This is a genomic window from Candidatus Propionivibrio aalborgensis, from assembly GCF_900089945.1.
Classification (GTDB): Bacteria; Pseudomonadota; Gammaproteobacteria; order Burkholderiales; family Rhodocyclaceae; genus Propionivibrio; species Propionivibrio aalborgensis.
The window spans coordinates 1-11,472 of record NZ_FLQY01000042.1 but is presented as its reverse complement, the minus strand read 5'-3'; the positions used below and the strand labels follow the sequence as shown (position 1 = coordinate 11,472).

The following is an 11,472-nucleotide window of genomic DNA, read 5'->3' as shown; positions in this document are numbered from 1 at the left end:
CGTCTGGCCCTGGCTGCTGACGATGCTGGTGTACCTCATGATAATCACCTACGTCCCGGCGATTACGACCTGGCTGCCGACGATGCTGGGAATGATGTAGCGATCCCGGGTTCTTCAGAAGTTCAAACGCGCGCAGGTAATACCTGCGCGCGTTTTCATTTGTGGCTCGGAACACTCGGTTTAGGCAATCCCGGTGGAGTGTTGGTACAATTGAGGGTTTCCAGTTCATGCAGTCGTTTTTTGCTGTCTTTTCCAACTTCTTTCTTTATGGAGAATTGATTCATGGCTATCGAACGCACCCTGTCCATCATCAAGCCCGATGCAGTTGCCAAAAACGTGATCGGGAAGATCTATTCCCGCTTTGAAACGAATGGTCTGAAGATCATCGCTTCAAAAATGGCCTGGTTGTCCCCGCAGGAGGCCGGCGAATTCTATGCGGTGCACAAGGAGCGTCCGTTCTTCAAGGATCTGGTTTCCTTCATGATTTCCGGTCCGGTCATGATCCAGGTGCTCGAAGGCGAGAGCGCCATCGCCAAGAACCGTGACCTGATGGGCGCTACCGATCCGAAGAAGGCCGATCCGGGAACAATTCGTGCCGATTTCGCCGAATCGATCGACGCCAATGCCGTACATGGTTCCGATGGCGAAGAAACCGCCAAGAACGAAATCGCCTTCTTCTTCCCGGCAATGTCGGTCTACTCCGGCCGCTGAGTTGAAGTAGATTTTCGGGATGTCTGTCAATCTGCTCGATTACGATGCGGCCGGCCTGGCCGCTCTCTTCGCCGAACATGGCGAGAAGCCGTTTCGTGCAAGGCAGGTGCTGCGCTGGATTCATCGTTTTGGGCGGAGTGATTTCGATGCCATGTCCGATATTGCCAAGAGCCTGCGTGAAAAGCTCAAGGCAGTGGCATCCGTCATTCCGCCAACCATTGTTTCAGACAAGCTCTCGGACGACGGCACGCGAAAATTCCTGTTTGATGTCGGTGGTGGCAATGCCGTCGAAACAGTTTTCATTCCCGAAGATGACCGAGGAACATTATGCATTTCGACCCAGGCGGGTTGTGCGCTTGATTGTTCCTTTTGTTCGACCGGCAAGCAGGGCTTCAACCGCAACCTGACGGTGGCAGAGATTATCGGTCAGCTCTGGCAGGCGGAGCGGGCCCTCGAAACCGGGCTGAAGGACGAACGCATCGTCAGCAATGTTGTGCTGATGGGTATGGGCGAACCCCTCGCCAATTTTGAAAGTACGGTGACCGCGTTGCGTTTGATGCTGGACGACAATGCCTACGGGTTGTCGCGTCGCCGGGTGACCGTTTCCACTTCCGGTCTGGTACCGGCGATGGATCGTCTGGGCGAGGAGTGTCCGGTTGCTCTTGCCGTATCGCTGCATGCTCCGAATGACCGGCTGCGCAACGAATTGGTGCCGATCAACCAGAAATATCCCCTGGGTGAACTGATGGCCGCATGCAATCGTTATCTTCAGTATGCCCCACGAGATTTTGTTACCTTTGAGTATGTCATGCTCGACGGCGTAAATGACGCTGATAGCCAGGCGTACGAGTTGCTTGATCTGACGCGCAAGGTGTCCTGCAAGATCAACCTGATACCGTTCAATCCGTTTCCGGGCTCACCCTATCGTCGTTCGCCGGCTTACCGCATCCGACGCTTCGCCGAGGTACTCATGAATGCCGGTGTGGTCACCACAACACGCAAGACGCGTGGTGACGATATCGATGCGGCTTGCGGCCAGTTGGCCGGCCAAGTGCTGGACAGGACGCGTCGTTCGGCACGCCGGATTATCGATCTTCACGAGGTTACACGATGAAAGTACTTCACCGGATTTTTGCTTCTTGCTGTTTTCGAGCTGTGGCACTGACCCTGGTGGCGGTTTCGTCCGCATTGGCTCAACAGTCGGTTGCTCCGCCAGTCGAACCGCTTTCATCAATGACGCCGAAGGATGCACACACGCGCGCCAAGCTGCATACGGAACTGGGTTCGCTGTATTTTCGAAATGGCGATTTGATTGTCGCGCTCGAGGAGCTGACCATTGCCATTTCGATCGATGCAAACTACGCGCAAGCCTACAGTACGCGAGGGCTCGTGTTGTACCAAATCAAGGAGTTTGCGTCCGCTGAAAAGGATTTTCAGCGTGCTTTGGACCTGGCTCCCAAGGATCCTCAGATCAGTAATAACTATGGCTGGTTTCTCTGTAATACCGGGAAAGAGAAGGAGTCCATTGAATACTTCCGGCGAGCAATAAATGACCCCTTGTATCAGACGCCTGCGTTAGCTCACCTGAATGCCGGTACATGCTATGCAAGGATCAACGAGCTGGATTTGGCAGAGGATTACATTCGCAAGACCTTGCGCTATATGCCGGACAATCCGCAAGCCCTGCTGCAATTGGCCAATATCAGCTACAAGCGTGGCAACTACGATGCCGCCAAGGAACATCTGAAGAAAGTGGTTCGTTTGAGCAATCCTAACGCGGAGGCGCTTTGGCTGTTTTTGAGGGTTGAACGCCGCTTGGGTAATAGCTCGGACGAGATCAGTCTGGCGGCTCAGTTGCGGCGGAAATATCCTGATTCACCGGAATATCAGGAATTCCTGAAAGGCAACTTCGAATGACCAGCGTAAATGTTCCGTCTTCGGGATCGGACAACGAGGCCAATGTCGAACCCGATATGACCCAGACTCCAGGGTCGTTTGAAGCGACTCAGGACTCCGTGGTGCTGAGCGTCGGTCAGCAACTCCGTGCTGCCCGTGAAGCCCGGGGTCTGACTGCGGATGATGTTGCCAAAGCGATCAAGCTCAGTTTTAGGCAAGTGAAGGCACTTGAGGCTGACGACTGGCCGAATTTGCCCGGAAAAACGATCATCCGGGGTTTCGTGCGCAATTACGCTCGCCTGCTCAACCTGAATTCGGATCAGCTGATGACTGAGCTTGACCGGCTTCATATGCCACAGGCTCCGGAACTCGACATTCCAACCGGCCCCACCGTAAACCTGCAAAACGACGGGAAGACGGATCGACGCGACTTCTTCACGGTGTTCGCGGGCCTTTTTGTTCTACTGCTGGCTGTCTTGTCGTACTTTCTTGTTTCGCAGGATTTGTGGCAATCAGCCCTCTCCGCACTCAAATCGGCCACTCAATCCAGCGAGGTTGTCGTCGAGAAAGTCGGTGCGCCTGCCGCATCCGGGACAACGGCGTCCGTGGCAGTACCCGTTTCTCCCACTCCGCTTACTCCTCCGGCTGCAACGGTTTCTTCTGCGGGCGCGACAGCGTCACCACCGGCTGATCCTGCGCCTGTTTCCGCCGTAGCCCTGGTGCCCGCCAACGGCTTGAAGTTCAGCTTTGACCAGCCTTCGTGGGTGGAAGTCCGCGATCGCAGCGGCGAGGTCATATTCTCTCAGCTGTGCCAGGCCGGTAGTCAGCGGGACATTGAAGGCCAGCCACCGTTTTCACTGGTCGTTGGCAATTCCTCCCATGTAACCTTGCTTTACAACGGCAAGGCGGTGGATTTTTCCAAGCACCGCAGCAAGGATGATGTGGCTCGCCTGACCCTCGAATAGCATGAGTGATGCATCAATATACGGCGAGCACTCTGTGAGCAAGCGTTGCGCAATGCGTCGCCAGACGCGAGCCGTCCGCATCGGCCATGTGACCGTCGGTGGCGAGTCGCCTATCGTCGTTCAGTCGATGACCAATACGGACACAGTCGATGTCGTGAAAACGGCCGTGCAATGCGCTGAACTGGCACGAGCCGGGTCCGAGCTGGTACGTATCACCGTGAATACGCCGGAAGCAGCTGCAGCTGTGGCAAAGATCCGGGAGCACCTCGACACCATGGGAGTCGAGGTGCCGCTGATTGGCGACTTCCATTACAACGGCCATCGCTTGTTGGCCGATCATCCCGAATGCGCGCAGGCACTGGCCAAATACCGCATCAACCCGGGCAACGTCGGTCACGGCAGGAAGCGCGACGAGCAGTTTGCCCAAATGATCGAGATCGCCTGCAAGTTTGACAAACCAGTACGCATCGGGGTGAACTGGGGGAGCCTCGATCAGACGCTGTTGGCGCGCATCATGGACGAGAATGCCAAACGCAACGAGCCGAAAGATGCCATTGAGGTGATGCGCGAGGCGATGGTGACTTCTGCGCTCGAATCGTCAGCCATGGCCGAAAGCCTGGGACTACCGGCTGACCGCATCATTCTGTCGTGCAAGGTTTCCGGGGTTCAGGATCTGATTGCCATCTATCGCGAGTTGTCCGGACGCTCGGATTATCCGCTCCATCTCGGATTGACCGAGGCAGGAATGGGCTCGAAAGGTATTGTCGCTTCGACAGCCGCGATGTCCGTGCTGTTGCAGGAAGGAATTGGCGACACCATCCGAGTCTCGCTGACCCCGGAGCCGGGCGGCAAGCGTACGCAGGAAGTTGTCGTCGCACAGGAGATGCTGCAGACGATGGGCTTGCGTGCCTTCACGCCGATGGTGGCGGCCTGCCCAGGTTGCGGTCGGACAACCAGCACCTTTTTCCAGGAACTTGCGCACTCGATTCAGGAGCATGTGCGCGACAACATGCCGCAATGGCGGATAGAGTACGATGGTGTTGAAAACATGACGCTGGCGGTCATGGGCTGTGTGGTCAATGGTCCGGGCGAAAGCAAACACGCCAATATCGGCATCAGTCTGCCGGGAACCGGCGAAGCGCCGGTAGCGCCGGTCTTCGAAGATGGCGCCAAGACGGTCACACTGCGCGGCAACAAGATCGCCGAAGAATTTACCGCCATTGTGGATCGCTATGTGGCGCGGAAATACCAACGGAAGTTCGCCGTAAAAGCATGAGTCAACATATCCAGTCCGTGCGCGGTATGAACGATATTCTGCCGGGCGAGGCCGAGTTCTGGGATGTCTTCGAGGAAACCGTCCGCTCGTGGTTGAAGAGCTACGGTTATCGGCCGATCCGTTTGCCTATTGTCGAGCCGACACCCCTATTCAAGCGTGCCATCGGTGAAGTGACCGATATCGTCGAAAAGGAAATGTATTCTTTCGTCGATAGCTTGAATGGCGAACCGCTTACGCTGCGTCCAGAAGGCACCGCGGGCTGTGTGCGTGCGCTGATTCAGCACAAGCTGGCGGCACAGCAACCGCAACGCTTATATTACCAGGGGCAGATGTTCCGGCACGAAAGGCCGCAGAAGGGACGCTATCGCCAGTTCAATCAGGTCGGTGTCGAGTCGTTCGGCTTTTCCGGTCCCGATATCGATGCCGAGCAAATTCTGATGGGCGCCCGTTTATGGGCCGACCTCGGGCTGGACGGCATCAAATTGCAGCTGAACACACTGGGTCAGCCGGAAGAGCGTGCCAATCATCGCGCCGAGCTGATCGCCTATTTCGAGAAGTACGCCGATGTTCTTGATGAGGATGCCCGGCGTCGCCTCTACACCAATCCGCTACGCATTCTCGACAGCAAGAACCCGGCGTTGCAGGAATTGATTGTTATGGCACCGCTTCTGACCAATCATCTGGGTTCCGATTCAATGGCGCATTTCGAAGGCGTGCAACAGGTTCTGCGTGACGCCGGGCAGCCTTTTGAAATCAATCGGCGACTGGTGCGCGGGCTCGATTACTATAACCTGACCGTCTTTGAGTGGGTGACCGACCGTCTCGGTGCGCAAGGGACGGTGTGTGCAGGTGGTCGCTACGATGGCTTGGTCGAACAGCTCGGCGGCAAGTCGACGCCTGCCTGCGGTTTTGCCATGGGCGTTGAGCGACTGGTCGCGCTGATTCGCGAATCAGGCGGCGAGCCGGCGCTCGAAGGGATCGATGTCTATCTCGTGCATCAGGGCGAAGCAGCTTCAAGGCTTGCACCCCGAGTGGCCGAAGGCTTGCGTGATCAGGGTATCAATGTCCTGTTCCACTGTGGTGATGGAGGCTTCAAATCCCAGATGAAAAAAGCTGACGCCTCGGGCGCGGCCTTTGCCGTGATCATTGGTGACGATGAGGCGAATGCCGGACAGGTTATGCTCAAGCCTCTGCGTGCCAACGGAGAAGTGCAGAACGAACAAAGACGCGTTGGTGTTGATAGTATCGCCGACGAAATCATGAATTCATTTTTGGATTGGGAAGAAGCGTAATGGCTACTTACGACCTCGAAGAACAGGAACAACTCGCCGAAATCAAGGTGTGGTGGAAGCAGTACGGCAATCTGGTGATCAATGTCTTTACGGCCGTCATGCTGGCCGTTAGTGCCTGGATGGGCTGGAACTGGTATCAGCGCAGTCAATCGGCACAGGCATCAATGGTCTTCAATGTCCTGCAGAAGGCAGTTCAGGACAAGGATTCGCAACGAACCAAGGCAGCGAGCGGCGAGTTGCTGGATAAATTCGGAAAATCGACCTACGCGTCGCTTGGTGCGTTGACCGCTGCCAAAGAGATGGTTGACGCCGGCGACGTCAAAACGGCCAAGTTGCAGTTGCAGTGGGTTGTTGAACATGCCGAGGGCGAGTTGCGCGACCTGGCACGTTTGCGCCTGGCTACCGTACTGCTCGATGAAAAGGAATACGACCAAGCGTTGAAACAACTCGACGGGAACGTCAGTCCGGGTTTTGCCGCGCTCTTTGCCGATAACCGTGGAGACGTGCTCAGTGCGCAGGGCAAGAAGGCGGAAGCATTGGAAGCCTACAAGGTAGCGCTGGCCAGGCTTGATAATTCGGACGCCAAGGGAGCGAAGTCCGCGCAGGACCGGCAAAGCCCTTCAAATACGGTCTATCGGGAACTCCTGCAGCAGAAGCTTGATTCGCTTGGTGGAGGAAAGCAATGAAGCGGTGTTTTGCCGTCGTTTTTGTGGCAACAATGCTGGCGTTCTTGCTAGGCGGTTGTTCGACGCTGGACTCGCTGAATCCCTTTGCCAGCAATAGCCCGAAAATGGCTGAATTAAAGCCAATCCAACCGACCGCGGACGCGCGTGTTGTATGGCGTGAAAGTGTCGGGAAAAGCGATTTGTATGCGTTTGCGCCGGCCGTAGTGGGCACTTCCGTATATGCCGCCAGCAAGGGTGGCGATCTGATGCGCATCGATGACGGAAAGCTGGCCTGGAAAATCAACGCAGGATTGCCGCTCTCCGGCGGCGTGGGTGCCAATGAGAATTTGGTTGTGGTCGGCTCGCCCAAGGGGGATCTACTGGCATTCTCCAGTGCCGATGGCAAACTTCTATGGCAAGCCAAGGCGACAAGCGAGATTCTTGCTCCCCCGGCACTGGGCGAGGGGATCGTCGTCGTGCGTAGCGGAGACAACCGCTTGGCTGCCTACGACGTGCTCGACGGCAATCGGAAATGGATATTTCAACGCCCGACGCCTGCGCTTTCCCTCCGCGTTACCGCTGGTCCGGTCATTGCGGGCAAGTATGTCTTCGCCGGTTTTCCGGGTGGCAAGCTGATTGCCGTCAGCACGGCCAACGGCGCGCCATTGTGGGACGGCACGGTTGCTCTGCCAAAAGGTTCGACCGAACTTGACCGCGTTGCCGATATCACCAGCGCTCCGGTTATTGCCGGGCGTGCGATCTGCTCGGTTGCGTTTCAAGGGCGCGTTGCCTGCTTTGATCTTGGCAACGGGAATCTTGTCTGGGCGCGGGAGATGTCGAGTGCCGTTGGATTGGCAATAGATTCCGGCAACCTATACGTTACCGACGATAAAGGTTCAGTGCATGCACTTGACATGGCGAGCGGCGCCAGCATCTGGAAACAGGACAAGCTTTCACTGCGTCGCGTAACAGCGCCTTTGCCGCGTCGCGGCATGGTCGTCGTTGCGGACGCCCAGGGTGTGGTGCATTTTTTGAGTCGTGAAGACGGCTCGTTCGTCGCCCGTATGGCGACCGACGGGACTCCGGTCATTGCGCCTTTACAGGCGCTGGGCAATGACTTCGTGGTGCAGACCAGCGGCGGTGGAGTCTATGCCATCGAGGCCCGATGAAACCAATCATCGTTCTTGTCGGACGCCCGAATGTAGGAAAATCGACGCTTTTCAATCGGCTGACCCGAACGCGTGACGCTCTGGTAGCCGATATTCCAGGGCTGACTCGCGATCGTCACTATGGTCACGGAAAGCTGGGCGGAAAACCCTGTCTGGTTGTTGATACGGGGGGGTTTGAGCCGCTGGCGAAAGACGGCATCATGCATGAAATGGCGCGTCAAACCGAACAGGCCATAGCCGAAGCGGATGCGCTCATCTTCGTGGTCGACGGGCGTACCGGAATCACCGCGCTCGACAAAGAGATTGCCAACAAGCTCCGCCGAGCGGTGCGCCCGGTCTTCGTCGCCGTGAACAAGGTCGAAGGCATGAATCAGGGTGTCGTCATTGCGGATTTTCACGAGCTTGGGTTGGGTCAGCCGTTCGCCATTTCAGCAACGCACGGTGAAGGTGTACACGGCTTGATCGAGCTGGCACTTGAACCCTATCCCGTGCCAGTAGAAAGCGAATCCGAAAACGATGACTTGAAGGTGGCAATTGTCGGCCGGCCGAACGTTGGCAAGAGCACGATGATCAATGCCCTGCTCGGCGAAGAGCGCGTGATCGCTTTCGATCAGCCGGGAACAACGCGTGACGCCATCTACGTTGATTTCGAGCGCGCAGGAAAGCACTACACACTGATCGATACGGCCGGTTTGCGGCGCAAGGGCAACGTTTTCGAAACTGCCGAGAAGTTCTCCGTGATCAAGACACTGCAATCCATCGAGGATTCCCATGTGGTGATCCTTGTGCTTGATGCCCAGCAGGACATTTCCGATCAGGATGCACATATCGCCGGCTTCGTTGTCGAGTCCGGTCGTGCGCTGGTGGTTGCCGTCAATAAATGGGATGGCCTGGATTCCTATGCGCGCGATCAGATCAAAGCTGCGCTTGAAGGCAAGTTGAAATTTCTTGATTTCGCCGATTTTCTCTATGTCTCGGCGCTCAAGGGACAGGGGTTGGAGCGCGTGTTCCGTTCGGTTAACGCCGCGTACAGGGCGGCGACGGCAGATTTGTCGACACCGCAATTGACGCGAACGCTGATTGACGCGGTGGCCAGGCAGTCGCCGCCGCGCAACGGGATTTTCCGCCCCAAGCTGCGCTATGCGCACCAGGGCGGACGTAATCCGCCTGTCATCGTGATTCATGGAAATGCTCTCGACAAGGTGCCGGAATCCTACAGGCGTTATCTGGAACATGTGTTCCGAGAGGTATTCAAGCTTCAGGGAACGCCTTTGCGCATCCAGTTCAATGTCTCGAAGAACCCCTTTGCCGATCGCAAACCGCCGGAACAAAACCGGCGAAAACCGAAACCGAAAGTCCCGATATCGGGGAAGCCGAAGCCTAAAGCCGCTTCAAGAGCAAAGGCGGGACCGCAAGCGAAGGCAGGTTCGACTCCTGCCTGAATATTCGGGTTGGTATGGCAAACCTGTTAAAAATCAATTATGCTGAGCTGCCATACACCGACCACGAAACATGGAGTCCTAACCATGAGTAATAAAGGGCAACTGTTACAAGACCCCTTCCTCAATGCGCTGCGCCGTGAACATGTGCCAGTCTCGATCTATCTGGTCAACGGCATCAAGTTGCAAGGGCAGGTCGAGTCGTTTGATCAGTACGTCGTTCTGCTCAAGAACACCGTCACCCAAATGGTCTACAAACACGCGATATCCACCGTGGTGCCTTCACGCCCGGTCAGCATCCCACAGGATGGAAGTAGCGAGGCTTGATCTGCCTTCCACCGAGTTCCTTCAGTCTGCCCTATAGGACCACCTACTCGAGCAGTCCCGATAGCGAGCTTCGGCCCGACTTTTGCACTCACTTCGTCATACGTAAGCGCTTTGATGATTGAACGTCTTGCCACGGGCGAACGTGCTGTCATCGTCCAGCTCGATTTCGGTTGCGGTGCCATGACTGAAGAACTGGAAGAGGTGCGTCTGCTTGCTGAGTCGGCCGGCGCTTTGGTTTGTGCAGAGGTATACGGACGGCGACATAGTCCTGATGCGGCGACGTATGCCGGCAAAGGCAAGGTGCAGGAAGTGGCGGCCGAAGTCACTGCGCACGAAGCCGATCTCGTCATTTTCAACCATGAGTTATCCCCCGCCCAGGAACGCAATATCGAGCGCGTACTGCAGTGCCGTGTAATTGACCGGACCAGCCTGATTCTCGATATCTTTGCACAACGAGCACAGAGCTCCGAAGGCAAGCTGCAGGTTGAACTGGCGCAACTTGATCATCTGGCGACCAGGCTGATTCGCGGCTGGACCCATTTGGAGCGTCAAAAGGGTGGAATCGGACTGCGCGGCCCCGGCGAGACCCAGCTCGAAACTGACCGCCGCCTGCTTGGCAAGCGGGTCAAGGTGCTTAAGGAGCGGCTGATCAGACTCGAACGCCAACGTAGTGTACAACGCAGGGCCCGCGGACGCGGCGACGTGCTGAATGTTTCCCTTGTCGGCTATACCAACGCCGGCAAATCAACCCTTTTCAACGCGCTGACCCATGCCGGTGCCTATGCTGCCAACCAGCTGTTTGCCACACTTGATACGACATCCCGTAAACTCTGGCTTGGCGAAGCCGGGAATATTGTTATTTCCGATACGGTCGGTTTTATCCGCAATTTGCCGCACGAGTTGGTGGCGGCTTTTCATGCGACGCTGGAGGCGACAGCCCAGGCCGATCTCCTGCTGCATGTTGTCGATTCGGCAAGCCCCGCCAGGGACGATCAGGTTGCCGAAGTGGACAAGGTCCTCACTGAAATCGGCGCAAGTGAAGTTCGGCAGGTGGTCGTGCTCAACAAGCAGGATCTCACGGGTCTGTCGCCAGCCGTTGAACGGGATGAGTATGGTAGAATTACGCGCGTTCGGCTCAGCGCGAAGTGTGGCGGTGGTTTGCCTCTGCTGCGCGAAGCACTCACCGAGATTGCACTTGAGAAGCTTCGCAATCCGCGTGCTCAGTCGATGGACAGTGATACTTCGTTCAACCCAAATATTACGTTGGACTCAGGTTTATCCCTATGATTTCATGCATTGGAACACTCATGTCGCTTAATGATCCGCAGTGGGGCAATCGCGGTAACGATAACGGCGGCGGCAAACGACCGAATCAGGGGCCACCGGACCTCGAAGAATTGTGGCGTGATTTCAATCGCCGCCTGTCCGGCGTATTCAACAAGAAGCGCGGCGGCAATGGTGGCGAAGGCAATCGACCGCCAGTCGAGTTCAATCCCAAGTTTCTCGGTGGTGGCCTCGGCCTGCTCGTTGTTCTTGTACTGGTGGTCTGGATGGCCAGTGGGTTCTATATCGTGGACGCTTCGCAGCGCGGTATCGTCCTGCAGTTCGGCAAGTACAAGCAAAGTACGGAGTCCGGTTTGAACTGGCGTTTTCCTTACCCGATCCAATCGCATGAACTGGTCAATATATCCGGTGTGCGTACGCTTGAAGTGGGCTATCGCAACGACCAGAA

The 11,472-nt window shown here is 56.4% G+C and carries 13 protein-coding genes; all 13 read left to right on the top strand.

Translation table 11 applies throughout. The features are described from left to right. Positions 1–279, top strand: a 279-nt coding sequence (locus PROAA_RS03225; protein WP_186409952.1) for a hypothetical protein, incomplete at its 5' end; no start/stop codon positions are given. Between the two features lie 3 nt (positions 280–282). Continuing rightward, a complete protein-coding gene (gene ndk / locus PROAA_RS03220; RefSeq protein ID WP_186409951.1) occupies positions 283–711 on the top strand; it encodes a nucleoside-diphosphate kinase in 429 nt (142 codons plus the stop codon). Positions 712–730: 19 nt separating this feature from the next. After that, the gene (rlmN, locus tag PROAA_RS03215) at positions 731–1,825 is read left to right on the top strand and encodes a dual-specificity RNA methyltransferase RlmN (protein WP_186409950.1); all 1,095 of its coding nucleotides are present in this window, start codon (positions 731–733) and stop codon (positions 1,823–1,825) included. Further along, positions 1,822–2,628, top strand: coding sequence for a type IV pilus biogenesis/stability protein PilW (pilW, locus tag PROAA_RS03210; protein ID WP_186409949.1), 807 nt, complete (start codon positions 1,822–1,824; stop codon positions 2,626–2,628). The genes rlmN and pilW overlap by 4 nt, the downstream gene beginning before the upstream one ends. Continuing rightward, complete coding sequence (locus tag PROAA_RS03205; RefSeq protein WP_186409948.1) at positions 2,625–3,572, top strand: RodZ domain-containing protein; 948 nt, start codon at positions 2,625–2,627, stop codon at positions 3,570–3,572. The genes pilW and PROAA_RS03205 overlap by 4 nt, the downstream gene beginning before the upstream one ends. A gap of 1 nt (position 3,573) precedes the next feature. Further along, positions 3,574–4,848 carry a flavodoxin-dependent (E)-4-hydroxy-3-methylbut-2-enyl-diphosphate synthase gene (ispG, locus tag PROAA_RS03200; RefSeq protein WP_281182221.1) on the top strand — a complete coding sequence of 425 codons (1,275 nt, stop codon included), beginning with the start codon at positions 3,574–3,576 and terminating at the stop codon, positions 4,846–4,848. After that, the gene (gene hisS, locus PROAA_RS03195; protein WP_186409947.1) at positions 4,845–6,140 is read left to right on the top strand and encodes a histidine--tRNA ligase; all 1,296 of its coding nucleotides are present in this window, start codon (positions 4,845–4,847) and stop codon (positions 6,138–6,140) included. Before ispG ends, hisS begins: the two co-directional genes overlap by 4 nt. Continuing rightward, the gene (locus tag PROAA_RS03190) at positions 6,140–6,826 is read left to right on the top strand and encodes a YfgM family protein (RefSeq protein WP_186409946.1); all 687 of its coding nucleotides are present in this window, start codon (positions 6,140–6,142) and stop codon (positions 6,824–6,826) included. Before hisS ends, PROAA_RS03190 begins: the two co-directional genes overlap by 1 nt. After that, positions 6,823–7,974, top strand: a complete 1,152-nt coding sequence (gene bamB, locus PROAA_RS03185) for an outer membrane protein assembly factor BamB (protein ID WP_186409945.1) — start codon at positions 6,823–6,825, stop codon at positions 7,972–7,974. Before PROAA_RS03190 ends, bamB begins: the two co-directional genes overlap by 4 nt. Then, entirely contained in the window at positions 7,971–9,416 is a 1,446-nt protein-coding gene (gene der, locus PROAA_RS03180) for a ribosome biogenesis GTPase Der (protein WP_186409944.1), read from the top strand. The genes bamB and der overlap by 4 nt, the downstream gene beginning before the upstream one ends. Before the next feature lie 84 nt (positions 9,417–9,500). Further along, the gene (hfq, locus tag PROAA_RS03175; RefSeq protein WP_186409943.1) at positions 9,501–9,740 is read left to right on the top strand and encodes an RNA chaperone Hfq; all 240 of its coding nucleotides are present in this window, start codon (positions 9,501–9,503) and stop codon (positions 9,738–9,740) included. A 114-nt stretch (positions 9,741–9,854) separates the two neighbouring features. After that, entirely contained in the window at positions 9,855–11,027 is a 1,173-nt protein-coding gene (gene hflX / locus PROAA_RS03170; protein ID WP_186409942.1) for a GTPase HflX, read from the top strand. 20 nt (positions 11,028–11,047) lie between these two features. Then, the coding region (locus PROAA_RS03165) for a protease modulator HflK N-terminal domain-containing protein (protein ID WP_186409941.1) at positions 11,048–11,472 on the top strand (425 nt) is incomplete at its 3' end.